The following is a 26,701-nucleotide window of genomic DNA, read 5'->3' on the forward strand; positions in this document are numbered from 1 at the left end:
GTCAGTATCAGATCCCCATTAAGCTGTGCGGCTGAAGCCTGCGAAGGGGTGGAACGTCAAGATGGTGGACAGCGGGGGGCTCTGGACGCCTCCTGAGGACGAGCTCGGCGAGGCGCTGCAGACAGCCCAGGTGCTGATCGAGGAAGGCCGCGCCGACGAGGCCGGGCCGTACCAGCAGCGGGTCATCGAGCTGGCCAGGGAGCGGGCCGAAGGGCACCCGAACCACTACGAGGCCAAGCACCTGATGGCCGCGACCCAGTACGAGCTGGCGGGATCGCTGAACGCGTCCGGCCGGCACGAGGAGGCGCTGGCCGCGCTGCACGAGGCCCAACTCGGCTACACCGAGTTGCAGGACGCCGGCGTACTGGATGCCACCTGCTTCCTCGCCGACATCCGCGCCCGGCGCGCCATGACGCAGGCGCATCGCGGCCACGGCGCCACCGCCGTACTGGAGATGGACGGCGCGGTGATCGCGTACGGCCAGCTGGTCGGCGGCGAAGAGGGCATCAAGCACCAGCCGGATTTCGCCCGGGTGCTCGCGATGAACGCCCTGATCCTGCGGCGGTACGGCGATCCCGCGCTGGCGGTCGCGTCCGCGGATGCGGCGACCCAGCTGTTCCTGCAGCTCGCCGACCAGATCAACGAGAGCCCCCAGTCGCTGTCTTACGCCCGCTACCTGTGTACGGCGACCGCGGTGTCGGCCGACGTCCATGCAGCCGAGGGACGACTCGACCTCGCGCTCGAGGCCGACGAGATCGGGCTGACCACCGCCGACACGCTCGCCGACTCGGACTCGCCGACCGACATGCGCACGCTGGTCGCCGCACTCGTCCGGAAGGGCAAGCACCTCGGCATCGTCGGCCGCCTCGAGGGTGAGGCGTGCCTGCGGACGGCGTACGACACCGACGGCGAGACGGCCGTCCGGGTGGTCGAGGAGCTGGACCGTGGGCTGCCGCTGACGCTGGTTGCCGCGTTGGAGAACGCGGAGATCAAGCTGGGGCCGTTCGAGCAGTACCACCGGTTGCTGGCGTTGAGCGAGCCCGCGCCGGGGATGACGCTCGCGACGGTGTCGGGCCGGACGGACCCGGAATCGGCCGCCGTACGCGCGACCGAGCTGGCGGAGCTGGTCCCGCCGCTGCTCCTGCAGGACGGGGACGCCGCGCTGACGCTCGGGCTGGAGGCGCACTACCTGTTCGCGATCTCGTCGGAGCGCGAGTCGCACCGGATGCGGTACGAGACCAGCACGTACGTGCCGATCTGGGCACAGCTCCTGCTCGACATCTCCGAGGCGTACTACCAGGCCGGCCGGACCGACATCGCGCTCGACCTGGGCGGCTGGTGCGCCGAGGTCGCGACCGCGCTGATCCCGTTCACCGACGACAACGAGACGATGAAGGAGCTGGCCGGGTCCTGCTACCGGCACCACGGCAACCTGCTCTCCGCGGCCGGCGACCTGACCGCGTCCCGCCACGCCCACGAGGCGGCCGAGCAGCTCCAGCTCGGCCGGTAGGTAACCCCGGGGTAATTGACCGGACCCTGTCGCGGGCGGACGCTGACGCTGGGAGGGGGTGCGGGCAATGGATGTCGTAGAACTGCACAACCGCACGGTCGCGAACTTCGCGGAGCTGGTCTCAGGGGTGGCGGCCGATCAATGGTCGGCGCCGACGCCCTGCTCGGACTGGGACGTCCGGGCGCTGGTCAACCACGTTGTCGGCGAGGAGCGGTGGGCCGTGCCGCTGATGGCGGGCAAGACGATCGCCGAGGTCGGGGACGAGCTCGACGGCGACCTGCTCGGCCAGGATCCGGCCGGCGCGGCATCGGCTGCGGCCCGGGAGGCGGCCACGGCGGCGAGCCGGCCGATCGCCAAGGTGCATCTGTCGTACGGCGACGAGGATCCGCACGAGTACCTGCGCCAACTCGCCGCCGATCACCTGATCCACGGGTGGGACCTGGCGGTGGCAATCGGCGCCGATCCCCGGCTCGACTCGGATCTGGTCGGCGAGGTCGGGCCGTGGTTCGCGGACCGCGAGCAGATCTACCGCTCGGCCGGCATGATCGGCAAACACCTCGAAGGCTTCACCACGGCGGCCGACGAACTGCTGGCAGCCTTCGGCCGTGATCCGCGCTGGAGCCCGGCGCTCGAGCTGATCGAGCGGTTCGGAAGCGCCTTCGACGCAGGGGATCTGGACGCGGTGATGTCGCTGGTCACCGGCGATATCGTCTTCGAGTCCACGTCGCCCGCCCCGGACGGCAACCGGCTGGAGGGCGCGGACGCCGTACGGGCGGAGTGGGCGCGGCTGTTCGCGAACACGGGCGACCCGCACTTCGAGACCGAGGAGACCGTGCGGTTCGGTGATCGGGCCGTGGTGCGGTGGCGCTACTCCTGGCGCGAGTCTTCCGGCGATCGCGGCCACATCCGCGGGGTCGACGTACTGCGGCTGCGCGACGGGAAGATCGCCGAGAAGCTCTCCTACGTCAAGGGTTAGAGGTCCTGGGCGTCGGCGCGGAGGGCACCGACGAACAGGCCGGCTTCGACCTCGGTCATGCCGGTTTCGGAGACGACGAGGGCGGTCGCCTGGTGGAGCTCGCCCGCGGCCTTGAGGGCGCGGGTGCGCTCGGCCAGGTTGGTGCCCGGGCGGCGGACGAGCGGTGTGCCGGTGGTCGGCGGTACGTAGCGGCCGAGGCGGATGTCGTCGACCAGCTCCTTGGACTGCTTGAGGTCCAGCCCGGTGCGGTCGCGGATCAGCTTGACCGCATGCACCGCCTTCTTGGTGGTGATCAGGAAACGCACCTGGTCCACGTCATCGGGGGACAATTGGCCTCGCGCTGCGGCGAGGGCAACATTGTCCGTGTCCTGGCTGCTCCGTCGGCTGAAAAGTCCCATGCGGCAATCCTTGCAGAACCCATCAAGGTGTGTGGACTCCTAGCACGTCGCTCAGCCTGCGAGCATGCTCCGGATCTCGGTCCAGGCTCGCGCGCCGAGCTCACGATCGGCCTGCTCGGTCCCACCTCGCGCCATCCGTTGCCCGGCCGACTTCGGCTCCTCGCCGGGTAGCACCGGACGATGCCCCGCCTCCGGCCCGACCAGGAGCCGGGTCGGACGCTCGCCGCGCCGGCGGACGATCTCCTCCGCGAACTCCACCGCCGGCCACACCTTGTCGTCCCCTCCGGCGATCAGCAGCACATCACCGATGCGCTCCACCGGGATCCGTGCCTCCTCGGGCGCGCTGAGCAAGCTCTGACGGTACAGACCGGCGTAGCTCGGCGGATCGTCGTCCGCCTTCCAGTCCTGGTCGAACGGCACGAACGGCAGCGACTCCCCCCGCCAGGTCCACGCCGACCGTTGGCTCCCGTCCTCCAGGACTCGGCCCCAGACGTAGGCGCTCGGCGCGAACGCGACCACCGAGTCCAACCGGTCGTCGAGCGCGCCGAGCAGCAGCGCGGCCTCGGCACCCCATGAACTGCCCATCACGACCAGCCGGTCGTTGCGCGCCGCCAACTCGTCGAGCGGAAACGACTCCAGCGGCACCTCGTGCGTGACGGTCCACCGCGGCGCGAGGACGTCGTACCCCTCGGCCTCGAGCAGACGGGCGCGCTGGAGGTCCGGCGCACCACTCGAACCATGGAGGAGTAGTACGCCGGTGCTGCTCAACCTACAACGACCTCGACCCGCTGGAACTCCTTGAGCTCCGTGTAACCGGTGGTCGCCATCGCGCGCTTGAGGGCGCCGACCAGGTTCATCGTGCCGTCCGGGACCCAGGACGGGCCGAACAGGATCTGCTCCATCGTGCCGGTGACGCCGACCTCGACCCGCTCGCCGCGGGGCAGATCCTGGTGCCAGGCCTCGGCGCCCCAGTGGAACCCGCCACCCGGGGCGTCGCTCGCCCGCGCCAGCGGGGAGCCGACCATCACCGCGTCCGCGCCGCAGGCGATCGCCTTCGCCACGTCGCCGGACCGACCGACCGAGCCGTCCGCGATGACGTGCACATACCGGCCGCCGGACTCGTCCATGTAGTCTCGCCGCGCCGCCGCCACGTCAGCCACCGCGCTTGCCATCGGGACCGCAACGCCGAGCACCTTGCGCGTCGTGTGCGCCGCGCCACCGCCGAAGCCGACGAGCACGCCGGCCGCGCCGGTCCGCATCAGGTGCAGCGCCGCCTGATGGGTCGCGCAGCCGCCGACGATCACCGGTACGTCGAGGTCGTAGATGAACTGCTTCAGGTTGAGCGGCTCCGCCTGGCCGGACACGTGCTCGGCCGACACCGTCGTACCGCGGATGACGAACAGGTCGACGCCCGCGTCCACGACGTGCTTGGCGAACTGCTTGGTCCGTTGCGGCGACAGCGCACCGGCCACGGTCACGCCGGAGTCGCGGATCTCCTGCACCCGCTGGGAGATCAGCTCGGGCTTGATGGGCGCCGCGTAGATCTCCTGCAGCCGGTGCGTGGCCTGCTTCTGATCGAGGCTGGTGATCTCCTCGAGCAGGCTCGCCGGGTCCTCGTACCGCGTCCAGAGACCTTCCAGATTCAGTACGCCGAGGCCGCCGGCCTTGCCGATCGCGATCGCGGTGGCCGGCGACATCACCGAGTCCATCGGCGCGGCCAGGATCGGCAGCTCGAACCGGTACGCGTCGATCTGCCAGGCGACCGAGACTTCCTCGGGGTCCCGCGTCCGGCGCGACGGCACGATCGCGATGTCGTCGAACGCGTACGCCTGCCGCCCGCGCTTGGCGCGGCCGATCTCGATCTCGGTCATCTGGTTCCTCTTCTGGTGCAGGCGGTCAGCGGCCGGAGTAGTTCGGGGCCTCGACCGTCATCTGGATGTCGTGCGGGTGGGACTCCTGCAGGCCGGCGGAGGTGATGCGGACGAAGCGGCCGTTCTCCTGGAGCTCCGGGACGGTGCGGGCGCCGGTGTACCACATCGACTGCCGCAGGCCGCCGATCAGCTGGTGCGCGACGGCCGACAGCGGGCCGCGGTACGGGACCTGGCCCTCGACGCCCTCGGCGATCAGCTTCTCGTCGGAGCCGCCGTCGTGCTGGAAGTAGCGGTCCTTCGAGTACGACTTGCGCAGGCCGCCGGACTGCATCGCGCCGAGCGAACCCATCCCGCGGTACGCCTTGAACTGCTTGCCGTTGATGAACACCAGGTCGCCCGGCGACTCCTCGCAGCCGGCCAGCAGCGAGCCCAGCATGACCGTGTCCGCACCGGCGACGAGCGCCTTGGCGATGTCACCGGAGTACTGCAGGCCGCCGTCGCCGATGACCGGGACCCCGGCCGGCTTGCACGCCAGCGACGCCTCGTAGATCGCGGTGACCTGCGGCACGCCGACGCCGGACACGACCCGCGTCGTACAGATGGAGCCCGGCCCGACGCCGACCTTCACGCCGTCAGCGCCCGCGTCGACCAGCGCCTGCGCACCGGCGCGGGTGCCGACGTTGCCGCCGACGATGTCCACGCCACGGGTCGCCGGGTCGGCCTTGAGCTTGCGGATGATCTCCAGCTGCGCCTGCGAGTGGCCGTGCGCGGTGTCCACCACCAGCACGTCGACACCGGCCTCGACCAGGGACATGGCCCGCTTGTACGCCTCACCGAAGAAGCCGATCGCGGCGCCGACCATCAGCCGGCCGGAGGCGTCCTTGGTGGACAGCGGGAACTTGTCGCGCTTGACGAAGTCCTTCAGCGTGATCAGGCCGGTCAGCTTGCCGGCGTCGTCGACCAGCGGCAGCTTCTCCACCTTGTGCTTGCTCAGCAGCGCCATCGCGTCGTCGGCCGAGATGCCCTGCTTGCCGGTGATCAGCGGCTGCCTGGTCATCACCTCGCGCACCGGGCGGGACAGATCGTTCTCGAAGCGCATGTCGCGGTTCGTCACGATGCCGACCAGCACCCCGGCGTCGTCCACGACGGGCACACCGGAGATCCGGTACTGCGCGCAGAGCGCGTCGGCCTCGCCGATGCTGGCGTCCGGACCGATCGTGATCGGCTGGGCGATCATGCCGGACTCGGAGCGCTTGACCAGGTCGACCTGCTGGGACTGGTCCTCGATCGAGAGATTGCGGTGCAGGACGCCGAGACCGCCCTGGCGGGCCATCGCGATCGCCATCCGGGCCTCGGTGACGGTGTCCATCGCGCTCGACATCAGCGGGATGTTCACCCAGACGTTGCGGCTGACCCGGGACCGGGTGTTCGCCTCGGAGGGGATGACGTCGGACTCGTTGGGCTGCAGCAGCACGTCGTCGAAGGTGAGGCCGAGGACGGCGAACTTGTCGGGAACTCCAGCGGGTGTGATGTCCATGGGTAAAACAAGCACCTTTACACGGCGAGAACGGAACCCCATCCTATCCGCGCCCGCACCGGCCCCCGAACCGGCCGTCCACAGCGCTCCGCCCGCCGCAGTGCTGCGGCGGGCGGAGCGGGTGGTCGGCTACTTGTTGACCGGCGCGTTGACGACCTGCAGGATCGCCAGGACGTCCGTGTCGGCGGTGGACCCGTAGGTACGCTCGATCGCCGCGTGCTTGCCCTCGGGGTACTGACCGGTCGAGTGCTTGCCCGTCGGGTAGGTCTTACGGACCGATCCCGTCGTGACCTTCCCGGTCGAGTGCTTCCCGGCCGCCTTCTGCGCCGCCTTCTTGGCCGCCGTGGCCTTCTTGGTGGTGGCCGGCTTCTTCACCGTCGGCGGCTTGCCCGCCTGCGACTCGCCGAAGAACTGCTGGGCACTCTCGATCGCGATCGGCTCGCCGGTCGGCGTCGGCAGCACCGGCAGGACCTTCTCGAGTGCGTCCGCCACGGCCTTCGGGACGTCCGGAACCTGGGTGACCTCGTCGCCCGGCTTCTGGTCGTCGCCGGCCGGCGTCGTCGAGTCCGAACCGCTGTTGTCGCTCGAACCACTGTTGTCGCTCGAACCGCTGCCGTCGGCCCCGGAACCGTTGGTCTGACCGGTGTCGCCGGTCGGCGTCGTGGTCGGAGTGCCGGTCGTGCCGCCGTCCGTGGTGTTGTCGCCCGTGCCGGTGTCGACGTTCGCCGGCGGCGTGTCCGTCGCGGTGTCCGTCGGCTCCGACGTCGGCGTGTCGGTCGGTGTCGACGTCGGAGTGTCCGTCGGCGTGGACGGCGGTGGCGTCGGCGTCGTGGTGCCGTCCGTGGTGCCGTCCGTGCCGTCACCCGTGGTGTCGGTCGGCGGATCCGTCTTGGTGTCGGTCGGCTTGTCGACGCTGACGTTGTCCGGGTCCTCGGTCTTCACCGGAAGCGGCGCGACCGGCTTCTGCTCGATCTGGATCGCCAGCGGCCTCTCCGGCACGACCATCGGCGGCGACACCTTGAGGTCAACCGCGTTCGGGTCGACGTCGATGAGTGAGCCCTTGCCCGCCGCCTGGGCGGCGTGCTCGGCCTGGACCTGCTTCTTGTAGTCCTTGCCGACCTTGACGATCTTCGTCTTGTCCATCACCGGCAGACCGTCGAGGTCTTCCTTCGGGAAGCTGGTCTGCGGACGGACCGCGTCGACCATCTTCTCGATGACCTTCTCGTACGGCGACAGCGGGTCGCCGTTGACGGCCGCGGCCACCCCGGAAACCGACAATGCGGCGACCGCGGCCACTCCGAGCGCCAGACCACGGGTCGCCATCTTGCGGGCGAACGGGTCGGTGATCGGGTTGAGCGCGGCGCAACGCGCCAGGAAGCTCTCCGGATCGTCGATGGTCTCCACCGGGAGCTCGTCCTCGACCTCAACTGCCAGCCGTAGCTCGGCCAGTAGCTGAACGGCCGCGTCGTGCTCGCCCGCCGCACGGGCGGACTCCCCACCGGCGGCGAGCAGATCGAGCAGCGCGTCATCGGCCTCGATCGCGTCCAAGTCGAAACGGTCAGCCATGATGCCCCTCCCCTGCTCTTCCTCGTTCCAGCTGTGCTTCATGCCCCACGAACCCCCTGAGCGTGTTCAACGCCCGATGCTGTGCGACCCTCACCGCCCCCGGTGTCATCCCCAGTGCCCGGCCGGTCTCCTCGGCTGACATCCCCGCGACCACCCGGAGGCGCAGGATCTCCCGCAACTTCTCCGGCAGCTTGTCCAGCAGGCCCATGATGTGCTGGACCTCGGACTGCCGGACCGCACGCTCCTCCGGCGTCGGTGACTCGTCCGCGCCGTCCGGCAGGTCCGGCGTCGAGACGTCGGCGACCGCGAACGCACGCTGGGCATCGGCGACCTTGCGGGCCGCGATGCCGTAGACGAAAGCCTCGAAAGGCCTCCCCTCGTCGCGGTACCGGCTCAGCGCACCGAAGACCGCGACACAAACCTCTTGTGCGACGTCGTCGACCATGTCGGCGCCGCCGGGATAGGTCCACAGACGGGACCGTACGTATCGGTGCGCCACAGCGCGCACCCGTGTGAGCAGGTCGTTAAGAGCTGTACGGTCCCCGTCGCCGGCCAGCGCGGCAAGATCCCTAAGCTCGACCCGGTCGTGGGTGTCAGGTACTCGGACCTCGGTCACCCCTCGCCCCCTCGTGTTCAGACCGGTCAGCCTGAAAGATGGTACGGCGCTCAACTCTTCTTGCCTAGTGGCAATTCGTGGTCACTACCGGCCACTTGATCACGATCCGTCACTACTCACGAGTTCACTGATCGGGTCCGCTGAAGTGGATCAGCTCCGAGGCCTGATCGCCGCCCCAGTCGATCGGCGTACGACGGGTTTCGAGCCAACCCGCCCGCCGGTAAAGCTGAACCGCGGGGCCTCGATTGTCGACGACCTCGAGCGAGAGCTTCCGCCCCAGCTCGGCAGCGGTCCGGACGCAGCGGTCGAGGAGCAACCGGCCGAGCCCTTGGCGGGTCGCCTTCGGGTCGACGAAGAGCCGCTCGACCTCGGCGTGATCGTCGACCGCGGTCAGTACGACGTGCCCGACGACCGGCCCGTCCCCGACCGCGACCCAGCTGCCCAGAGCGTTCTTCGGGCTCAGCCACTGTGCCGGCTCGGCGGGCCAGTTGATCGGGTAGCCGGCTAGTTCGTGCACGTCCCGCAGCAACTCCACGCAGACGGCCAGGTCATCGTCACGACGCTCTCGAATCAGCACAGGCCCCATGAAAGCACCGCCCGGCAGTTACCTGCCGGGCGGTGCTGTGGTGCTGTGGTGCTGTGCCGTGCTGTGTGCCGTGCTGTCGAACTGGTTGCCTGAGGCTCAGTGACCGTGGCCGTGGCCGTGACCGGCCGCCGCGGGCTCTTCTTCCTCGGGCTTGTCGACCACCAGGGTCTCGGTGGTCAGCAGCAGCGCGGCGATCGAGCCGGCGTTGGCAAGCGCGGACCGGGTCACCTTGACCGGGTCCAGCACGCCGCTGCCGAGCAGGTCGCCGTACTCGCCGGAGGCCGCGTTGAAGCCGAAGCCCGGCTCCAGCTCGGACACCTTGGCAACCACGACATAGCCCTCGTAGCCGCCGTTCTCGGCGATCCAGCGCAGCGGCTCGACGACCGCCTTGCGGACGATCCGGACGCCGGTGGCCTCGTCACCGTCGAGCTCGAGGTCCTTGTCCAGCACGGTGGCCGCGTGCACGAGGGCGGAGCCGCCGCCGGCGACGATGCCCTCCTCGATCGCGGCCCGGGTCGCGGACACCGCGTCCTCGATCCGGTGCTTCTTCTCCTTGAGCTCGACCTCGGTGGCCGCGCCGACCTTGATCACGCAGACGCCGCCGGCCAGCTTGGCCAGCCGCTCCTGCAGCTTCTCGCGGTCCCAGTCGGAGTCGGTGCGCTCGATCTCGGACTTGATCTGGTTGACCCGGCCCTCGATGTCCTCGGCCTTGCCGGCGCCCTCGACGACCGTGGTGTTGTCCTTGGTGACCACGATGCGGCGCGCCGTACCGAGCACCTCCAGACCGACCTGGTCGAGCTTGAGGCCGACCTCCGGGGCCACGACCTGCGCGCCGGTGAGCGCGGCCAGGTCCTCCAGCATCGCCTTGCGGCGGTCGCCGAAGCCCGGCGCCTTGACGGCGACCGAGGTGAAGTTGCCGCGGATCTTGTTCACCACGAGGGTGGACAGGGCCTCGGCCTCGACGTCCTCGGCGATGATCAGCAGCGTCTTGCCGGACTGCACGACCTTCTCCAGCAGCGGCAGCAGGTCCGCGATCGCGGAGATCTTGCCCTGGTGGATCAGGATGTACGGGTCCTCCAGCACCGCTTCGCCGGCCTCGGCGTCGGTGATGAAGTACGGCGAGATGTAGCCCTTGTCGAACTGCATGCCCTCGGTGAACTCGAGCTCGGTCCCGAAGGTGTTCGACTCCTCGACGGTGATGACACCGTCCTTGCCGACCTTGTCGAACGCGTCGGCGATCAGCGTGCCGATCTCGGCGTCACGCGCGGAGATGGTCGCGACGTGGGCCATGTCGCCCTTGTCGTCGACCGCGCGGGCGGTGTCGACCAGCTTGGCCGAGATGGCCTCGACGGCCGCCTCGATACCGCGCTTGAGGCCCATCGGGTTGGCGCCGGCGGCGACCGCCCGCAGGCCCTCGTGCACCAGCGCCTGCGCCAGCACCGTCGCGGTGGTGGTGCCGTCACCGGCGATGTCGTTGGTCTTGGTGGCGACCTCCTTGGTCAGCTGCGCACCAAGGTTCTCGAACGGGTCGTCCAGCTCGACCTCACGGGCGACGGTGACACCGTCGTTGGTGATGGTCGGGGCGCCCCACTTCTTGTCCAGGACGACGTAGCGGCCCTTCGGGCCCAGCGTCACCTTCACCGTGTTCGCGAGCTTGTCGACGCCGCGCTCCAGCGCGCGCCGAGCGTTCTCGTCGAACTCGAGGATCTTCGGCATGAAAAATCCAGTCCCTCTCTGAAATCGCTAAATCGTTGCAGGTACGAACCATCGCCGGGTCCTGCACCGACTCCGCCCCGGCGCCGGAGGGCACCAGGGCGGTGTCGGTCAGGAACAGCGAGCGGTCGTCACTTGCTGACGACTGCGAGGATGTCGCGGGCGCCCAGGATCAGGTAGTCCTGGCCGTCGTACTTGACCTCGGTGCCGCCGTACTTGGAGTAGATGACCTTGTCGCCGACGGCGACGTCCAGCGGGACGCGGTTGCCGTTGTCGTCGATCCGGCCCGGGCCGACGGCGAGGATCTCGCCCTCCTGCGGCTTCTCCTTGGCGGTGTCCGGGATCACCAGGCCGGACTTCGTGGTCTGCTCGGCTTCGAGCGGCGCGACGAGGACGCGGTCCTCGAGCGGCTTGATCGTGACCGACACTTGCTGACCTCCACGGTCGATTTGCTTGGCTGCGTTCATGGTGGTCGCGCTCCCCTGCCGTCGCGGGGGTCAAGGGCCGGACCGCTGGCACCCTCACACCGAGAGTGCCAACACCGAATCTAGGCCGCGATTAGCACTCGGTCAACTCGAGTGCCAAAGGATTCTCACCCTGAGGCACTCAGGGCCGGTAAGCGGGCGGGCACGGATTGTGGTCAAGGCCGCGCGTTCATGGGACCGTTGCGTCAGAACGGGTCCGAGGAGGAGCCATGGCGTTCTCATTGCCGGCACTGCCCAAGCTCTCCGGCCGGACGATCGCACTCCTGGCCGCCGTCGCCGCGGTCGCGGTCGGAGCCGTCGCCGCCAACGCGTCGAAGCACGAGTCCCCGGCCGCCGCCGCACCAGCGGCCGCGCCGGCGCCCAAGGCCCCGACCGACCAGACCGCCTCCCACGAGGCGACCGCTGCCGAGCTCAAGGCGGCTGCCGCCCTGCCGCAGTGCCGGGCGGCCCGGCTCGTCCCGGTCAACCGCAGCTGGGGCATCCCGATGCCGTCGATCTACGCGAGCAGCAGCACCACCTGCAACCTCATGTACGGCGACGACCCGTACCGCGGCTCCAACCGGTACGGCGACCCGGACACCGCCATCCAGGTGCTCCAGCGCAACCTGAACTTCTGCTACGGCACCAAGCTCGCCGTCGACGGCATCTACGGCAGCAATACCCGCGCGGTGATCAAGTCGGTCCAGCGCAAGCACCACTTGGTCGTCGACGGCATCTACGGCCCCAAGACGCGCTCAGCGATGAACTGGCGCCTCTACTCGATGGCAACGAGAAGCTGGAGCAGGAGCTGTTCCAGCCCGCTCTAGAGTTGCCGGGTGACAGTCACGGCCTTGCTCGACGGACCGGGCGCAGAGGTGCTCGCGGCGGCGTGTGCGGAGTACCAGCCTGGGCGTGAGCTTCAGTTGGTCGAGAAGCTGCGACGCCGGTACGACGCGACGCTTGTCACCACTGCAGTCACGCAGGCCGCGCTGCGACGTCGGGCGGTTCCCAAGTTCGGTCCGGACGCCGAGCGCATGTACTTCACACCAGACGGCCTCGAGCAAGCCACTCGGACCACAGTCGGCACGCACCGCGCCGCACGGCTCGCAGCGACTCTGCCGGACGCCGGCGTGGTCGACCTGGGATGCGGGATCGGCGGCGACCTCATCAGCGCCGCCCGCGCAGGCCTGCGAGTGACTGGCGTCGAACGTGATCCCGAGACAGCGGCCACCGCCCGCGCCAACCTGGCAGCTCTCGGACTGGTCGGTGACGTCCTGGTAGGCGAGGCCGAGTCGACCGACCTCACGCCGTACGACGTGGTGTTCGCCGACCCAGCTCGGCGGGCGGATGGGCGGCGCGTGTTCGATCACAACGCCTACTCGCCGCCCTGGTCGTTCGTCCTCGAGCTGCTGCAGCGCACTGCCTGCGTCAAGGTGGCACCCGGCATCCCGCACGATGCGATCCCCGCTGGTGTGGAAGCGGAGTGGATCAGCGACTCCGGCGAGGTGAAGGAGGCCGCGCTGTGGTCCGGCGAGCTCTACGGCGGTACGCAGCGGCGGGCGACCCTGCTGCCCAGCCAGGCGACCGTGACGGACGCACCGGAAGCTGAGGTCGGTCCGGTCGGCCAGTACGTCTACGAGCCCGACGGTGCAGTCGTCCGGGCCGGTCTGGTCACTGCGGTCGCCGCAGCGGTAGACGGTTGGCTGCTGGATCCGCGTATCGCTTACGTCACGGCAGCGAAGCACATCCCGACGCCGCTCGCTTCGGCGTACGAGGTGGTGGACGAGCTGCCCTACAAGGAGAAGGCGCTGCGCTCCTGGGTTCGCGGCCAGGGCATCGGGACGCTGGAGATCAAGAAGCGCGGCGTGGACGTCGACCCGGCCCAGCTGCGTAAGAAGCTCGCTCCGAAGGGCTCGGCGTCGGCGACCCTGATCATCACCCGGATCGGCAGGGACGCAGTCGCCTACTCCTGCCGCAGGCTGGCCGACAGCCGATAGAATCCCCAGCTATGCCCGACGACGGCCAACCGCTCCGCTCGGAACTCTTCCCTGCTGCGGGCGCGCACGAGTGGGCCTCCGGCGGCACCAGCTCCGTACAGACGCATGAAGAAGGGCATCTGGTGTACGCCGCCCGCGGCGTGCTGTCCGTGCATACCGACCGGGGTACGTCGATCGTCCCCGCCAACCGAGTCGCCTGGACACCGGCCGGATTCACCCACCAGCACCGCGCGCACGGCGAGACCGACATGCGCATCGTGTTCCTGCCGGCCACACTCGCCCGGCACATCCCGGACCGCCCTGCGGTCTTCCTGGCCTCAGGCCTCGCCCGCGAGGTTGTGCTCGCCCTCACCAGCCGTCAGCTCGACGAAGCCGCCCGCGCCCGCCTCCAGCGGGTCCTCGTCGACGAGCTCCACGAGGCGACCGAGCAGCCCCTGCAGCTGCCGGAGCCACGCGACGATCGCCTGCGCACGATCGCGCAGCACCTCGACGAGAACCCCGCGGACAACACCTCACTCGCTGAGCTGGGACGCAAGGCGGGAGCCGGCGCTCGCACGCTCAGCCGCCTGTTCCGCGACGAGCTTGGCATGACGTACTACGAATGGCGCACGCAACTGCGGATCTATCATGCCCTCGTCCTGCTCGCCGACGGCCACGACACCACGTACGTCGCCCACGCGTGCGGCTGGGCGAATCCGAGCGGCTTCATCGCGGCGTTCTCGGCCCTCGTCGGGACGACTCCCGGACGGCACTTGCGCTCGACGCATATTCGAACATATGATCGATCTGCGAGCGGGTCTCCGGGTGACAAGCCGGCGGGCGAGGTGCTGCGTCCGCTGCCGCACTCCCCGGAGGCCCGCCACTAACTTCTACTGTGCCGGGCTGCTCTTCACCTCGAAGCGTTCGACGACCGGGAGGCGAAGACGGGCCAGCGCGATCGACCCGACCGCGGCAGGCAGCGACGACCTCGGCGCGCACTCCGGCAGTGGCTCGGTGCCGGCCTCAGATACCGGCCCGGGGTCCGAGGACGTGAGGGCGCCGGCAGCGAACGTGGCGACCAGTGCGTTCCAGTCGGCGGGGCGATGCAGCATGGCATGGGTCTCGCCGGTGACCGCATAGACGGTGACCGGCGTACCGGCTGCGCGCAGCCGGTTGGCGTACGCGGTGGTGGCGCGCGGGTCGGTGATGGTGTCGTCGGTCCCGTGCGCGAAGGTGACGGGCCCGCGGAGTTTGGTGAGCGGCTCGCCGTCCGGGAGCCAGGGAGCCAGAGCCAGTACGCCGGCCACCCGGGGATGATCGCCCACGGCGACGACCGCGCGCCCGCCCATCGAGTGGCCGATCAGGACGACCCGGCGGATCACCGGCGGGAGTTCGTCAAGCACAGCACGCAGATCCATCGCGGGGTCCGCAGCGCCGTTCCACCCCCGGTACCGGTAGCGAACGAGACCGACGGCCGCGTTCGGCACGGCTGCGCGGGCGGCTGCGGCAAACGGCCACATGCGGAGGATGGGCGCGCGCCACGCGTGTGGATTCGCCTTCGACTCTTCCATGCCGCCGTGGGCCAGCAGGACGAGATCGGTCGCCCCGGCCGGATTCCACACCAGGTCCACCCCGGGCGGACTCACCCGCGGCCGTAGATGTCCGCCGGGTCCTTGCGGATGATCATCATGCTGCCCGGGTCGGGGAGTTCGGCAAAGCCGTAGGAGCGGTAGAGCTCATGCGCGTCCGCGGTCCCCAGCATGAACCGCCGGACACCCTTCAGGTCCGGGTGCTCGAGCAGCGTGGACACCACGAACCGGCCGAGGCCGTGCCCGCGGTGCGACTCCAGCACGAAGACGTCCGCCAGCCAGGCGAAGGTCGCGCGGTCGGTCACCATCCGTGCGAACGCGACCATCGCCCCGTCGGCGTCGTAGACCCCCAGGTTCAGCGAGCCCTCGATCGACCGCTGCACGACCTCACGCGGGATCCCAGGCGCCCAGTACGACGTATTCAGGAAGCCGTGCACCACGTCGACATCGATGCGCGCGGCATCGTCATCGGCCTCGAAGCCGTCCGCCCCGGTCCACTTCACTTGTTCAGCACCTCCGTGATCGGCATCGACGAATCAGCAGGCAGGTCGAGCGGCGACGGCGCCCGACCGGCCCGGACGAGCTCCGAGCCCAGCGCCGCGACCATCGCACCGTTGTCGGTGCACAACCCCGGCCGCGGCACCCGTACGGCGATACCCGCAGCGGACGCACGCTCCTCGGCCATCACCCGGAGCCGTGAGTTCGCCGCGACGCCGCCGCCGATCAGCAGGTGCTCGAAGCCGCGGTCCTTGCACGCGTCGATCGCCTTGCGGGTCAGCACGTCGCAGACCGCCTCCTGGAAGGCAGCGGCGACGTGGTTCACCGGCACGTCCTCGCCGTCCCGCCGGCGTGCCTCGACCCAGCGCGCCACCGCGGTCTTCAACCCCGAGAACGAGAAGTCGAACCGGTGCCGCTCGAGGTCCCGCTGCGACGTCAGCCCGCGCGGGAACGTCACGTACAACCGGTCCCCGCCGTCCCGCGCCGCCTTGTCGATGTACGGCCCACCGGGGAACGGCAGCCCGAGCACCCGCGCCACCTTGTCGAACGCCTCGCCGGCCGCATCGTCGATCGTGCTGCCCATCGGCACGACGCCGTCGGTGATGTCCTCGACCGACAGCAGCGACGAGTGCCCGCCGGACACCAGCATCGCGACGCAGCCCTTCGGCAGATCGCCGTGCTCCAGCGTGTCCACCGCGACATGCGCCGCCAGGTGGTTCACGCCGTACAGCGGCTTGTCCAGCGACAGCGCCAAACCCTTGGCGGCGGCGACGCCGACCAGCAGCGCGCCGGCGAGGCCGGGTCCGCTGGTCACCGCGACCGCGTCGACGTCGGTCGGCTTGATGCCGGCCGTCTCGCACGCACGCCGGATCGTCGGCACCATCGCCTCGAGGTGCGCGCGACTGGCCACCTCGGGTACGACGCCGCCGAACCGGGCGTGCTCCTCGACACTCGACGCGATCGCGTCGGCGAGCAGCGTCTGCCCGCGCACGATCCCGACACCGGTCTCGTCGCACGACGTCTCGATCCCCAGGATCAGGGGCTCACTCATCGATCCTCCACCGCATGATCACCGCATCCTCGCCGTCACCGTAGTACCCACGCCGCCGGCTGATCTCCTCGAACCCGAACCCCGCATACATCCCTCGCGCCGACTCGTTGCCCGCAGCAACTTCCAGCAGGACGGTCCGCCCCGCACACCGGCCCAGGGCCGCCGTCATCAGCTGCCCGCCGATGCCCGTTCGCCGCTCGGCCGGGATCACCGCGATCCGCAGTACCTCGACCACGTCCGCCACCACCGGCGGCACCAGCAGCACGACGTACCCGACGACCGCGCCCTCGTCCGCGACCAGGATCACCCGGTCCTCGGACAGCCGCTCGAACTCGTCCGACCACGCGACGGTACTCCAGGCCGCCGGCCCGAAGCACACCTCGTCGAGCGCGGCCAGCGCGGGCAGATCGTCCGCCACCGCCGCCCTGATGGCAGGTCTCACAGCACGCTCTTGGGCCCGGCAGACATCGTCACGTCGGGCCGGCGCAAGTACAGCGGCTCCGGCGCGACGACGTCGAGCGTCCGGGTCGCCACACCCATCGCCAGTACGTCGGCCGACGGGTACTCCGTGACGTCGACCTCGGCCACGCCCAGCACGTCGGCGTACAGCACCGCGCCGCGGCCGATCACCGGCAGACCGGACAGCACGTGCGCGACCTCGGCCGGCTTGTCGACAGCGGGTCCCTCGAGCCGACGGCGGCTGCCGTCCGCGGCCGGGCCGTCGTACAGCGCCCAGTAGATCTCCTTGCGCCGGGCATCCGTCGCGACCGCGACCGGCAGCGACAACGACGACTGCCGCGCGAGGATGTCGAGGCTGCAGACGCCGGAAACCTCGATGCCGAGGGCCTCGCCCATGGTTCGCGCGGTCACCAGACCGACCCGCAACCCGGTGAACGGACCTGGGCCGACTCCGACCGCGATGCCGGTCAGATCGCGCGGCGTGATTCCGGCCGATTCCAGCGCGGCCGCGATCGCCGGGGCGAGCAACTCGCCATGGCGTAGCGCGTCCACGGTCGTCGACGAGGCAACGATCTCGCCCTCCGGCGTGGCCAGTGCGACGGTGACGGCGGCACTCGAGGTGTCAAAGGCAAGCAACATGTCAGTTCTTCTCCAGTACGGACACCCGGACGCCGGATGCGGCCCAGCGCGGACCCACGGGGGTGATGCGCAGCGCGCGGGTCTCGTCGGTGTCGTCGTCGCCTCGGGTGATCACGACTTCCAGCCGGTCCGGCGCGAGCGCCTCGGCCAGACCGTGACCCCACTCGACCACCGTGACCGCGTCCTCGAGGCTCGCATCCAGATCGAGGTCGTCGAGCTCGGCGAAGCCGCCGATGCGGTAGGCATCGACATGCACCAGCGCCGGCCCGCCGGCGAGCGACGGATGCACCCGCGAGATCACGAACGTCGGCGAGGTGATCGCGCCCCGCACCTTCAGCCCGGCTCCGAGTCCCTGCGTGAACGTCGTCTTGCCGGCACCCAGGTCACCGGACAACACCAGCAGGTCAGCCGGCCGGAGCTGCCCGGCGAGCTCCTCGCCGATCGCCTGCATGTCCTCGGCGGTCGGCACGGTCAGCTCGATCGGGAGAGCCTTCGCATACGTCAGGTTGTGCGCCTGCTGATCGACTATGGAGTAGCCGCGTCGCCGCCAGAACTCCACGGTGTCCGGCAGTTCGACCCGGGCGATCAGGTTCACCCGGGTGAGCCCACGCCGTACGGCGACCTCCTCGGCGCAGCCGACCATCGCCGAGGCGACACCGCGGGCCTGGCATCGCGGGTCGACGGAGACGCGGCGCAGGTTGAGGATGTCGCCGGTCTGCTCGAACAGCATCGCCCCCACCGGAGCGCCGTCGCGCAGCACCAGCAACCCGCCGTGCTCCGCAACCACCGCGGCAACGGTGGTGGCGTTCTCGGACAGGGCAGTCGACGGCGGGTCGAGCACCCGCCGCGCAGAGAAGGCGTGGTGAATCACCTTGACGATGTCATCCACGTGTTCGGCGGTGGCATCGACGACGTGCAAGTCGGTCATGTGGGTCCCAAGGATTGTTCGGCTCTCTCGATCATCCCAAGGAGGGCTGCGGTGAATTCACGGTGGTGCTCGATCAGGCCCAGATGCCCGCAGTTCTTCACCTCGACGAGCTCCGCGCCGGGCACCCGCCGGACGATCTCCTCGGCGTGCGCGAACGGCGTCAGGTGGTCCTTGTCGCCGCCGATCACCACGCACTCGACCTTCTGCAGCGGCTCGAGGGCGTCGAACTTGTCGTGCAGCGCGAAGATCGGGTAGAACTCCGCGATCACCTCGATCGGCGTGGCCGCGATCATCTCGTTGACGAACTCGGTGAACGCCGGCGGCACCTCCGAGCCGAACGAGTACTTCCGGGTCAGCAGGTAGCTGATGTCCGAGCCGGCCTTCCGGCTGCGCTCGACCACGTCCGGGATCCGGGCCAGCGCCGCAACCGTCGGCGTCGCGAGGGAGCGCGCGAGCATGCCGAGCTTGCCCGGGAACACAATCGGGACGCCGTCCAGCCCGCCCGCGCTGGTCGAGCACAGGCCGACGCCGATCACCCGGTCCCCGAAGATCTCGGGGTGCTGCTCGGCCAGCGCCATGATCGTCATGCCGCCCATCGAGTGACCGACCAGGATCACCGGGCCGGTCGGCGCGAACCGCTCGACGATCCCGTACAGGTCCTGGCCGAGCTGCTCGATGCTGACGTGCTCCCTCGGCGACCGCCCGGACCGCCCGTGCGAGCGCTGGTCGTAGAAGACCATCGTCCCGATGCCGGCCAGGTCACGGCGCTCGAAGTGCCAGGCATCCATGTTCAGCCCGTAGCCGTGCGCGAAGATCACGGTCAGGTCCTCGGGCGGCAACGCAAGCTTGCTGTGCTCATTCTTTCCCCGCCCCGCCGCCCCGGTCAGGCCGAGTCGGCGCTTCGGCGCCGGAGCAGGTCGCCGGGACCGCTTCAGTTCGTCGACCTCGACGTACAGCTCGACGCCGTCGTCGGCGGTGAAGATGTGCGGCGTACCGCGTTGTGAACCGAACGGCTCCGCCTCGAGTTGCTTGCGCTGACCCGATCGCCGGCCGATGACTGTGCGCTCGACCGCGACTCCGGCTGCGGCACCGGCAGCCAGCACACCGACCGCGGCCCCGATCAGACCAGCAGTCCGCCCTGCCTTGGACATGCTGGTCTACCTTTCGCTGTCGACGTACCTGCGCGGGATCCGGGCGCCCAGGCGGGTGACGATCTCGTAGTTGATGGTGCCGGCCGCATCGGCCCAGTCGTCGGCCGTCGGCTCGCCGGACGTACCCGGACCGAACAGCACGACCTCGTCGCCCGCGGCGGCCTCGTCGTCCTCGAGGTTGACCACGCACTGGTCCATGCAGATCCGGCCGACGACCGTACGGCGTTTGCCGCCGGCCTGCACCGGGGCGCCGTTCGACGCGTGCCGCGGCAGACCGTCGCCGTACCCGAGCGGGATCAGGCCGAGGGTCGACGGACGCGGCGCGGTCCAGGTCAGACCGTACGAGACGCCCGCACCGGCCGGCACCCGCTTCACCATCGCGAACCGAGCCCTCAGCGTCATCGCCGGCTCCAGCCCGAGCTCCGACGACGGCAACGCATGCCCGAACGGCGACAAGCCGTACGTCGCGACGCCCGGCCGGACCAGGCTGAAACGGGTCTCCGGCAGCGCGAGCGTCGCGCCCGAGTTGGCCAGGTGCTTGAACTCGGCGTCGATGCCGAACGACTCCGCCACCTCGACGGCCTCGGTGAAGGTCGCCAGCTGGGACTCGTTCGCCGAGCTCTTCGGCTCGTCGGAGGAGGCCAGATGCGACCAGATGCCCTTGATCTCGATCCGCCCGGTCGCCTGCTCACGGACCGCGGCCCGGATCAACGCCGGCCACTCCTCCGGTACAGCGCCACCGCGCGACATGCCCGTGTCGATCTTGAGGTGCACCCGGGCGGGCCGGTCCGTGACGCCGGCGGCCAGCTCGTCGATCTCCCACGGCGCCCCCGCGGACAGGTCGATCCCCGCGTCGATCGCGTCGGTCAGCGGCTCTCCGGGCGTGGTCAGCCAGCAGAAGATCGGACCGGTGTCACCGGACTCGCGCAGGGCGAGGGCCTCCTCGAGCACCGCGGCGCCGATCCAGCCGGCGCCGGCCTCGCGGGCGGCCCGGGCGACCGGCACCATCCCGTGCCCGTAGCCGTCGGCCTTGACCACGGTCATCACTTGCGCACCCTCGGCGCGGGCACGCAGCGTGGCGACGTTGTGGCGGATCGCAGCGAGATCGACGACCGCCTCAGCGCGGACCGGACGTGACTGAGGAGTAGACATGGTCAGTCCAGTGTCTCAGGCGCCGTCGATCAGGTCGGCCAGGGCCGTCATGTTGTGGAAAACCGTATCCGCATCGGAAAGTTTCGCCGGGTCCGTCATCCCGGCGTACCCGAACACCTTCATCCCGGCCGCGACCGCCGCGGCGACACCGAGCGGGCTGTCCTCGATCACCAGGCAGTCGGCCGGCTTCACGCCCATCGAACCGGCCGCGTGCAGGAACAGGTCGGGCGCCGGTTTGCCGTGGGCAACGTCCTCGGCGCTGAAGATCCGGCCCTCGAACCGGTGCAGGAACCCGACCGCGGTCAGCGCCGTACGGATCCGCCGATGGGTGCCGGACGAGGCCAGGCAGTAGACGATGCCGCGGGCGTCCAGGTGATCGAGGACAGCCTCAACGCCCTCGATCGCCCGGAGCTGGGCGAACCCGTCGAACAACCGCTGGTGGTACCGGTCCTCGAGATCCGCCGGCAGCGGCCGCCCGAGCTGCGCCTCGGCCTTCTGCCGCATCGAGGCCATCGAGCCGCCCATGAAGTCCCGCACCGTCTCCTCGAAGCTGTACGGCAGCCCTGCCTCGGTGAGCAGCTCGGCCAAGATCGTGTTGGCCAGCCGCTCGGAGTCCACCAGCACACCGTCGTTGTCGAAAATCACCAGTCCGATCACAACAGAACCCTATGCAACGCCCCACCGGCACCCGATGGGATATCCCTTCCTGCTGCTCCTTCTGCCCTGGTATGAAGACGAAGAAGCAGCAACAGCGGGGGATATCCCCTCGCGTGGCGCGAGCCGGATATCCCCCGCGGTACGCGCGAGCGATCCGGGGGTCAGTTCTCCTGGATGGAGAAGTCGGTGAAGTTGAAGCGCTGCTTGGTGTTGCCGGTGGAGACGACCTCGACGCCGTAGTCGACCTGCCACGTCGTCTGCTTCGGCGCCCAGCCGCGGGTCGCCATGTCGTTGAAGAAGCTGGCCAGCGGCATCGTGCCCGACTTCTGCGTCACCTGGGACACGTACGCGGTGTAGCCGTCCTCGTGCCAGACGTCGTAGGTGAAGCCGCCGAACGTCACCGTGCCCGACTTGCGGCCGGCCGGGGTCTGGCCCTTGTTGTCGGTCCAGATCATCAACTCGTTGTTCAGGCCGTCGCCGACCCAGACGTCGAACGCCACGTCGTAGACGCAGGCCGAGCAGTTGGCCGGCGTGCTGGCCGCGAACTTGGCCGACTGAATCTTCGACAGCGCGACGTCGTTGTAGTCCTTGTGCACGTTCGGGTACGCCTGGACGCCGTTGTCGCCCGGCTTCGGCTGGGTCACGTCGAGGAACCAGTTGTTGTAGTTGCAGGCGCTCAGCGTGTAGGTGCCGTTGTCGTTGTTCCACATGTTGTTGTGGACGTAGTACGCACCGAACGTCCGGCCGTCACCCTGGTTGTTCGTCGACGTGGTGACGAACGACGGGTTGGTGCAGGTCGCGCTCGGGCTACCGGTCGACGTGGGGGTCGTCGTGGTGGGCGCGGTCGTCGTCGAGGTCGGGGGCTTGGTCGGCGTCGTGGTGGTGTGCGTCGGCGTCGCGGTGGGGGTGGTCGTCGTCGGCGGCTTGGTCGGCGTCGCCGTCGTGGTCGGCGCGCTGGTCGGCGTCGGCGTGGTCGGCTGCGCGGGTACGGCGGTGAAGTCGTAGTGGACCGTGTACGTCAGTTTGGTGCCGGCGCGGTACTTCTTGCCGTCGTACCGCACGGCGCGCAACCGGTAGTCCTTGTCTGTGGTGCGGCTCGGGTCGATCGACACCATCGCCGGTCCGGAAGCGGTCGCGGTGATCGCGACGGGCTTCTGGCCGAAACCGTGCAGGACCGTGCAGCCGGAGTACGCGTCCAGGACGCAGGTTTCGACGCGTCCGACGCTCGGGAGGGCAGAGACCGTGCTGTCCGCTGCGTTCGCAGTCGAGACCGGCGAGTCCTTGGCCGCGTGTACGACGATCGGCGCAGCGACGAGTGCGCCGACAGCAAGGACCACCGCCGGGACGAGCTTGCGACGCCGGGCAGTTCGGGTGGGGGGCATGCGAAGCGTTCCTTTGTTTGCTCGACGGGTCGCCCTGCTCGCCCCAGAACTGCAGCGCGGCCCTCACCTGTTCGATTGAATCCCCAGAGGGGCCGGTTTGTCCGGCCTTGTCGTGCTATTCGCTCTCGCGTACGGCGGTGACGTTATCGAACCGTGATCATGCCTGCCAACCCTGGGTACCGATTTAACGCAACGCGAACGTGCGTGGTGACGTCCTCGGGGTGTGAACAAACGGATGATCGGCCTCGTCGGAGCGACGCTGCTGCTGGTGGGCTGCGGGCAGAGCACCACCACGACCACCGACGCCGGCGGCTCCCCCACCGGCAGGACGTACCTGTCCACGTCGGTGACCGAGAACGGCAAGCCGAAGCAGCTCGCGCCGAAGACCCGCGTCCGGCTGCAGTTCACCGACGACGGCCGGCTGGTCGCCGACGCCGGCTGCAACTCGATGCAGACGAAGGTCTCGACCAAGGACGGCAAGCTCACGCTGGACGGCGAGCTGGCATCGACCGCGATGGGGTGCCCCGGCCCGCAGCAGGGCCAGGACGCGTGGCTGGCCGGCATCATCAGCGCGAAGCCGGCCTGGAAGCTGGACGGCAGCAAACTCGACCTCACCGCGGGCAGTACGACGATCTCCCTGACCGACCGGAAGGTCGCCGAGCCCGACGTCGCCGTCGACGGCACCAAGTGGGCGCTGTCCTCGGTCATCACCGGTGAGGCCGCCTCGCACCAGGCCGGGTCCGAGACGGCGTGGCTGACGCTGAACGGCGAACGCGTTACCGGTTCAACCGGTTGCAACGAGTTCCAGGGCACGGTGGCGCGGTCCACCGGCAAGCTCACCTTCGGCGAGCTTGCCACCACCCGCCGAGCCTGCGCCGGCGACGCCGCGAAGCTGGAATCCCAACTGCTGAAGGGATTGAAGGGCGAAGTGACCTACGAAGTCGACAGCGCGACCCTCAAGCTGCGCTCCGCGGGCGGTGGCCTGGACTTCACGGCGGTCCGCTGACTAGGCGATGCGGATATCGAAGGCTTGGACCTCGTTCCGGGTTGTTTCGTAGGAGACGAGCAGGTGGCCGCGGTCCTTCAGTTGTGCGCGTTGGGCCGCGGTCAGCGGGATCGTCCAGTGCTGGACGCCGCGGGTGATCGGTTGGCTGGCCTGCTTGACCAGGTGACCGCTCATGTCCGGTGACCACGGCGGGGTGGCGCCGTCGGTGATGGCACACGGAGTGAAGCCGTAGTCCGGTGGCGGATCTGTGGTGCAGGACGTCGTCCAGACCGGGATCGCTGCCAGTTGCCCGCTGGTCAGGAAGGCCCGGGCAGTACCGGAGCCCTTCGACGATGTGACCAGATCGACTCCGGTCGGGCGCACCTTGCTGGACAGGATCTTCAGGTCGTCGGTCGGCACGCGACCGGAGATCGGTACGCCGTTCCGCGCGGACTGCGCGATCGTCTGCGGAGACAGCGCGCCGTTGAGGTTCGGGTTCGAGACGTTCGGCGGCGCCGGCGTCGTCGGACGATCGGCCGGCGGGGTGTAGCCGGGGAGCGTGGCCAGACCCCAGCGGTACGGGTCGGACTGCACGGATCCGAGCGCCGACCATCCCAGTCGCGTGCTCATGTCGATGTGCCGCAACGTCGTCGTACCAGGAGCCGACGTGTCGTCGTTGTCGTACGGCGTGATGTTCATCCCCAGCCGCGACGGGTCGACGGCGGCCGGCAGGTCCGCGAGCGGGATCTTCACCTCGAGGTCGTACCCGCCACCGGCGTACGCGTGCGGCACGGTCGTCTCGTTGCTGCCGACCCACTGTGCGGTCGACGCGACCTGGACGCCCGGCGCGTTGCCCGTGTCGAGGGCGCCGCTGGAGTAGCCCTGGTGGTTGTCCGCGTCACGCTCCCAGCACGGTCCGCCGCTCTGGGTGAACGGGAAGATGCCGAGCTTGAACGTGTTCGCGGTGTCCTTCAGCGCCTCGGACGCGTTGCCGCGCGGGTCGAGCAGGATCTCGACGGAGTCGGCCTGCCAGTGACCGACACACTCGGCCGGGGTCACGGCGTACGACTGGTAGTCGTCGCGGACGTGGACGAAGAAGTACAGCGCGTCGCCGGACCAGCTCACCTTCGCGGTACTGCCCTCTCCGGTTGCCGAAACGCCGCAGTCGTCGACGCCGGTGCAGGTGGCTGCGCCCTGCCAGATCCGGCCGAGGTCGAGGGTCTGGCCCGGGTACTCGCCCGGCTCGGCCTTGCCGTCGACGACCGGTGTCGCCTGCGGGATCACCGTGGTCGGGACCAGGGTGAGCGTCAGCGTCTCGCTGCCGGTGGCGGTGCGGATCGGGATGCTCACGTTCTGGTTGGCGGGCAGGGTTGTGTCGGTGTTGGTCAGCTTGAACGTGACCGTCTGGTCGGCTCCGGGCTGCACGTCGTACGGCTTGGATGCCGCGTCGATGGTGAAGTCCGCCGGCAGGTCGAGCGAGACCGCACCGGTCTGCGGTTGCGTGGACCAGTTGTGCACGACGACCGGTACGTCGATGGTCTGGCCGATGCCCATCGACTGGATCGCCTGGGAACGGCCGAGACGGTTGGCCTGCGGGGCGGTGGTCTGCAGCCATTGGTCGTACTCCGCCCAGTTGCCCCAGCGCTGGAAGCGTCCTTCGGCGGCGGCGACGATCCGTACGACGTTGTCGGTGTAGCCGGTCGCGTGCTTGGTCGTGTAGAGCGCGGAGATCTTCGCGTTCTGGTCGACGGTCGCGCCGGCGGCCGGGGTCACGGTGAACGTCAGGTCGGCGGACGGCTTCGACTTCACCTGCTGCGGTCCGCTGACCGACCAGCCGGCCGGCGCCGTCAACGCAACGTTGCCCTTGGCAAGCTTTCCGTGCGGCGCCTTGAGGTGGACGGTCGCCTGGAACGGCTCGCCGGCGACGTTGTAGAAGCGGCTGAAGGTGATGTACTCGAGCGTTCCGAGCGGGAGTCCGCCCGGGTCCGGCTTCTTCGCGCCGAACAGGATCGCGTCGTCACGCCCGGCCGCGGCGTTGCTGTTCGGCTGGAACGGCACGAACGACTCGGTCATGCCGAAGCGCGGGCAGGCCGGGACCGAGACGCCCTTGTACATCACCCGACTCTGCGTCGGGTACGCCGCGCGGCCCTCGTCGGTCACCTGCTGCCAGCTCTTCGGCGTACCGACGGGCTGCCCCTGCGAGTTGCCGGCCGGCCAGGTGTACGGCGAGTTGTAGCCGGTCCACACGCCGGCGACGGTGTCGACGCCGGTCGGGGTGAATCCGGTGGTGCAGTTCGCGGCGGTCGTCGTACCGCCGGTGCCCGCCGTGCTGCCGCCGGAGAAGACCTTCTTCACCTGCCAGGTGCTGAGCGCGTGCGGGCCCTTCAGCTGCTCCGGGAACATGGTCGGGTCGGCAGCGGCGATCACGCCTTCCCAGATCAGCCGACCGGCCTGCTGGTGGTTGCCGTGGCCGGCGGCGAGGGTCGGCGTGAAGCCGATGTAGACGTCCGGCTGGGTCTCGCGAATCACCCGGGTGACCCGGCGGAGCGTCTCCTGCTCGTCCCAGAAGTACTGCGTCAACGGCGCACTCTGGTTGTAGAAGAAGTCGATCCGGTCGAGGTTGAAGATGTCGACCGTGCCGGAGCGGTAGTGCGCGACGCGATCCTCGTTCTCGCGGCGCAGGCCGAGATCCGGGCCGAGCTCGTTGCCGGCCGCGTTCCCGCCGCCCTCGCCGCGGGTCACCATGATCACGCCGCACTTCACGCCGTACAGCTGATGCCACACACCACACGGCCCGATGAAACTCGTGTCGTCGTCGGGATGGGCCCACTCCCCCATCACGTCGATCTTGGTCCGCGCGTCGGCGACGTACTGATGCGGTTGCGCAACAGCCGGCACCGGGAGAACGGCCAGCAGGACAAGAACCACAAACCCCACGAATCGCTTCACGTGCACACTCCAAAGGCGGCGGAGGCACCAGCAACACCAGTCCTACGT

Annotated in this window: 26 protein-coding genes; 6 read left to right on the forward strand and 20 right to left on the reverse strand. The window is 69.5% G+C overall.

The features are described 5' to 3' along the window. The first annotated feature begins 61 nt into the window (after window positions 1-61). The gene (locus tag ACIA58_RS00820) at window positions 62-1,510 is read left to right on the forward strand and encodes a hypothetical protein (protein WP_396401522.1); all 1,449 of its coding nucleotides are present in this window, start codon (window positions 62-64) and stop codon (window positions 1,508-1,510) included. 67 nt (window positions 1,511-1,577) lie between these two features. Next, window positions 1,578-2,486 carry a TIGR03086 family metal-binding protein gene (locus ACIA58_RS00825; protein WP_396401523.1) on the forward strand — a complete coding sequence of 303 codons (909 nt, stop codon included), beginning with the start codon at window positions 1,578-1,580 and terminating at the stop codon, window positions 2,484-2,486. Here ACIA58_RS00825 and ACIA58_RS00830 read toward each other — a convergent pair. The 9 genes from ACIA58_RS00830 to groES form a co-directional block, all read right to left on the reverse strand. Next, complete coding sequence (locus ACIA58_RS00830; RefSeq protein WP_396401524.1) at window positions 2,483-2,884, reverse strand: hypothetical protein; 402 nt, start codon at window positions 2,882-2,884, stop codon at window positions 2,483-2,485. The two genes, ACIA58_RS00825 and ACIA58_RS00830, sit on opposite strands and share 4 nt — an antisense overlap. Before the next feature lie 51 nt (window positions 2,885-2,935). Next, window positions 2,936-3,652 carry an alpha/beta fold hydrolase gene (locus ACIA58_RS00835; RefSeq protein WP_396401525.1) on the reverse strand — a complete coding sequence of 239 codons (717 nt, stop codon included), beginning with the start codon at window positions 3,650-3,652 and terminating at the stop codon, window positions 2,936-2,938. After that, window positions 3,649-4,755, reverse strand: a complete 1,107-nt coding sequence (locus tag ACIA58_RS00840) for a GuaB3 family IMP dehydrogenase-related protein (RefSeq protein WP_396401526.1) — start codon at window positions 4,753-4,755, stop codon at window positions 3,649-3,651. Before ACIA58_RS00840 ends, ACIA58_RS00835 begins: the two co-directional genes overlap by 4 nt. Window positions 4,756-4,780: 25 nt before the next feature. Beyond that, window positions 4,781-6,292: an IMP dehydrogenase gene (gene guaB, locus ACIA58_RS00845; RefSeq protein WP_396401527.1), complete on the reverse strand. Its 1,512-nt coding sequence runs from the start codon at window positions 6,290-6,292 to the stop codon at window positions 4,781-4,783. 129 nt (window positions 6,293-6,421) lie between these two features. Beyond that, complete coding sequence (locus tag ACIA58_RS00850) at window positions 6,422-7,858, reverse strand: hypothetical protein (protein ID WP_396401528.1); 1,437 nt, start codon at window positions 7,856-7,858, stop codon at window positions 6,422-6,424. Beyond that, on the reverse strand, window positions 7,851-8,474 hold the full coding sequence (gene shbA / locus ACIA58_RS00855; RefSeq protein WP_329003334.1) for an RNA polymerase sigma factor ShbA: 624 nt from the start codon (window positions 8,472-8,474) through the stop codon (window positions 7,851-7,853). The genes ACIA58_RS00850 and shbA overlap by 8 nt, the downstream gene beginning before the upstream one ends. Before the next feature lie 124 nt (window positions 8,475-8,598). After that, complete coding sequence (locus ACIA58_RS00860) at window positions 8,599-9,060, reverse strand: GNAT family N-acetyltransferase (RefSeq protein WP_396401529.1); 462 nt, start codon at window positions 9,058-9,060, stop codon at window positions 8,599-8,601. 96 nt (window positions 9,061-9,156) lie between these two features. Further along, a complete protein-coding gene (groL, locus tag ACIA58_RS00865) occupies window positions 9,157-10,776 on the reverse strand; it encodes a chaperonin GroEL (RefSeq protein ID WP_396401530.1) in 1,620 nt (539 codons plus the stop codon). 128 nt (window positions 10,777-10,904) lie between these two features. After that, on the reverse strand, window positions 10,905-11,201 hold the full coding sequence (gene groES / locus ACIA58_RS00870; protein ID WP_130384566.1) for a co-chaperone GroES: 297 nt from the start codon (window positions 11,199-11,201) through the stop codon (window positions 10,905-10,907). Between the two features lie 266 nt (window positions 11,202-11,467). On the opposite strand from groES, the gene ACIA58_RS00875 reads away from it, so the two are divergent. From ACIA58_RS00875 to ACIA58_RS00885, 3 genes are read left to right on the forward strand one after another with little or no spacing between them, the layout of a single operon-like run. Beyond that, window positions 11,468-12,064, forward strand: a complete 597-nt coding sequence (locus ACIA58_RS00875) for a peptidoglycan-binding protein (RefSeq protein ID WP_396401531.1) — start codon at window positions 11,468-11,470, stop codon at window positions 12,062-12,064. A gap of 9 nt (window positions 12,065-12,073) precedes the next feature. After that, window positions 12,074-13,234, forward strand: a complete 1,161-nt coding sequence (locus ACIA58_RS00880; RefSeq protein ID WP_396401532.1) for a methyltransferase domain-containing protein — start codon at window positions 12,074-12,076, stop codon at window positions 13,232-13,234. Between the two features lie 11 nt (window positions 13,235-13,245). Beyond that, window positions 13,246-14,100 (forward strand): AraC family transcriptional regulator, encoded by an 855-nt coding sequence (locus ACIA58_RS00885; protein ID WP_396401533.1) that lies wholly within the window; start codon window positions 13,246-13,248, stop codon window positions 14,098-14,100. A 3-nt stretch (window positions 14,101-14,103) separates the two neighbouring features. Here ACIA58_RS00885 and ACIA58_RS00890 read toward each other — a convergent pair whose 3' ends face one another. The 10 genes from ACIA58_RS00890 to ACIA58_RS00935 all read right to left on the reverse strand — a co-directional run bounded on the left by ACIA58_RS00890 (window position 14,104) and on the right by ACIA58_RS00935 (window position 22,719). After that, a complete protein-coding gene (locus tag ACIA58_RS00890) occupies window positions 14,104-14,859 on the reverse strand; it encodes a dienelactone hydrolase family protein (RefSeq protein WP_396401534.1) in 756 nt (251 codons plus the stop codon). Then, a complete protein-coding gene (locus ACIA58_RS00895; protein WP_396401535.1) occupies window positions 14,856-15,305 on the reverse strand; it encodes a GNAT family N-acetyltransferase in 450 nt (149 codons plus the stop codon). The genes ACIA58_RS00890 and ACIA58_RS00895 overlap by 4 nt, the downstream gene beginning before the upstream one ends. Further along, window positions 15,302-16,351 carry a tRNA (adenosine(37)-N6)-threonylcarbamoyltransferase complex transferase subunit TsaD gene (gene tsaD, locus ACIA58_RS00900; RefSeq protein WP_396401536.1) on the reverse strand — a complete coding sequence of 350 codons (1,050 nt, stop codon included), beginning with the start codon at window positions 16,349-16,351 and terminating at the stop codon, window positions 15,302-15,304. Before tsaD ends, ACIA58_RS00895 begins: the two co-directional genes overlap by 4 nt. Then, the gene (locus tag ACIA58_RS00905; protein WP_396401537.1) at window positions 16,344-16,793 is read right to left on the reverse strand and encodes a GNAT family N-acetyltransferase; all 450 of its coding nucleotides are present in this window, start codon (window positions 16,791-16,793) and stop codon (window positions 16,344-16,346) included. Before ACIA58_RS00905 ends, tsaD begins: the two co-directional genes overlap by 8 nt. After that, the gene (gene tsaB / locus ACIA58_RS00910; RefSeq protein ID WP_396401538.1) at window positions 16,790-17,449 is read right to left on the reverse strand and encodes a tRNA (adenosine(37)-N6)-threonylcarbamoyltransferase complex dimerization subunit type 1 TsaB; all 660 of its coding nucleotides are present in this window, start codon (window positions 17,447-17,449) and stop codon (window positions 16,790-16,792) included. The genes ACIA58_RS00905 and tsaB overlap by 4 nt, the downstream gene beginning before the upstream one ends. Window position 17,450: 1 nt before the next feature. Beyond that, window positions 17,451-18,377, reverse strand: a complete 927-nt coding sequence (gene tsaE / locus ACIA58_RS00915; RefSeq protein WP_396401539.1) for a tRNA (adenosine(37)-N6)-threonylcarbamoyltransferase complex ATPase subunit type 1 TsaE — start codon at window positions 18,375-18,377, stop codon at window positions 17,451-17,453. Then, on the reverse strand, window positions 18,374-19,528 hold the full coding sequence (locus ACIA58_RS00920; RefSeq protein ID WP_396401540.1) for an alpha/beta fold hydrolase: 1,155 nt from the start codon (window positions 19,526-19,528) through the stop codon (window positions 18,374-18,376). The genes tsaE and ACIA58_RS00920 overlap by 4 nt, the downstream gene beginning before the upstream one ends. 6 nt (window positions 19,529-19,534) lie before the next feature. Further along, window positions 19,535-20,680, reverse strand: a complete 1,146-nt coding sequence (alr, locus tag ACIA58_RS00925) for an alanine racemase (protein ID WP_396401541.1) — start codon at window positions 20,678-20,680, stop codon at window positions 19,535-19,537. A 15-nt stretch (window positions 20,681-20,695) separates the two neighbouring features. Continuing rightward, window positions 20,696-21,337 (reverse strand): HAD family hydrolase, encoded by a 642-nt coding sequence (locus ACIA58_RS00930; RefSeq protein WP_396401542.1) that lies wholly within the window; start codon window positions 21,335-21,337, stop codon window positions 20,696-20,698. 161 nt (window positions 21,338-21,498) lie between these two features. Further along, entirely contained in the window at window positions 21,499-22,719 is a 1,221-nt protein-coding gene (locus tag ACIA58_RS00935) for a hypothetical protein (RefSeq protein ID WP_396401543.1), read from the reverse strand. A 223-nt stretch (window positions 22,720-22,942) separates the two neighbouring features. On the opposite strand from ACIA58_RS00935, the gene ACIA58_RS00940 reads away from it, so the two are divergent. Further along, window positions 22,943-23,725: an META domain-containing protein gene (locus ACIA58_RS00940; RefSeq protein WP_396401544.1), complete on the forward strand. Its 783-nt coding sequence runs from the start codon at window positions 22,943-22,945 to the stop codon at window positions 23,723-23,725. Here ACIA58_RS00940 and ACIA58_RS00945 read toward each other — a convergent pair whose 3' ends face one another. After that, on the reverse strand, window positions 23,726-26,653 hold the full coding sequence (locus ACIA58_RS00945) for a PIG-L family deacetylase (protein WP_396401545.1): 2,928 nt from the start codon (window positions 26,651-26,653) through the stop codon (window positions 23,726-23,728). Window positions 26,654-26,701 lie beyond the last annotated feature (48 nt).

The organism is Kribbella sp. NPDC051586 (assembly GCF_044453965.1).
In the GTDB taxonomy this organism is placed as follows: Bacteria; Actinomycetota; Actinomycetes; order Propionibacteriales; family Kribbellaceae; genus Kribbella.

Excerpts from the sequence above, each read along its gene's own strand:
- ACIA58_RS00820 (WP_396401522.1), top strand. The coding sequence starts at position 62 with ATGGTGGACAGCGGGGGGCTCTGGACGCCTCCTGAGGACGAGCTCGGC.
- ACIA58_RS00825 (WP_396401523.1), top strand. The coding sequence starts at position 1,578 with ATGGATGTCGTAGAACTGCACAACCGCACGGTCGCGAACTTCGCGGAG.
- ACIA58_RS00830 (WP_396401524.1), bottom strand. The coding sequence starts at position 2,884 with ATGGGACTTTTCAGCCGACGGAGCAGCCAGGACACGGACAATGTTGCC.
- ACIA58_RS00840 (WP_396401526.1), bottom strand. The coding sequence starts at position 4,755 with ATGACCGAGATCGAGATCGGCCGCGCCAAGCGCGGGCGGCAGGCGTAC.
- guaB (WP_396401527.1), bottom strand. The coding sequence starts at position 6,292 with ATGGACATCACACCCGCTGGAGTTCCCGACAAGTTCGCCGTCCTCGGC.
- ACIA58_RS00850 (WP_396401528.1), bottom strand. The coding sequence starts at position 7,858 with ATGGCTGACCGTTTCGACTTGGACGCGATCGAGGCCGATGACGCGCTG.
- ACIA58_RS00860 (WP_396401529.1), bottom strand. The coding sequence starts at position 9,060 with ATGGGGCCTGTGCTGATTCGAGAGCGTCGTGACGATGACCTGGCCGTC.
- groL (WP_396401530.1), bottom strand. The coding sequence starts at position 10,776 with ATGCCGAAGATCCTCGAGTTCGACGAGAACGCTCGGCGCGCGCTGGAG.
- ACIA58_RS00875 (WP_396401531.1), top strand. The coding sequence starts at position 11,468 with ATGGCGTTCTCATTGCCGGCACTGCCCAAGCTCTCCGGCCGGACGATC.
- ACIA58_RS00885 (WP_396401533.1), top strand. The coding sequence starts at position 13,246 with ATGCCCGACGACGGCCAACCGCTCCGCTCGGAACTCTTCCCTGCTGCG.
- tsaD (WP_396401536.1), bottom strand. The coding sequence starts at position 16,351 with ATGAGTGAGCCCCTGATCCTGGGGATCGAGACGTCGTGCGACGAGACC.
- tsaB (WP_396401538.1), bottom strand. The coding sequence starts at position 17,449 with ATGTTGCTTGCCTTTGACACCTCGAGTGCCGCCGTCACCGTCGCACTG.
- tsaE (WP_396401539.1), bottom strand. The coding sequence starts at position 18,377 with ATGACCGACTTGCACGTCGTCGATGCCACCGCCGAACACGTGGATGAC.
- ACIA58_RS00920 (WP_396401540.1), bottom strand. The coding sequence starts at position 19,528 with ATGTCCAAGGCAGGGCGGACTGCTGGTCTGATCGGGGCCGCGGTCGGT.
- alr (WP_396401541.1), bottom strand. The coding sequence starts at position 20,680 with ATGTCTACTCCTCAGTCACGTCCGGTCCGCGCTGAGGCGGTCGTCGAT.
- ACIA58_RS00935 (WP_396401543.1), bottom strand. The coding sequence starts at position 22,719 with ATGCCCCCCACCCGAACTGCCCGGCGTCGCAAGCTCGTCCCGGCGGTG.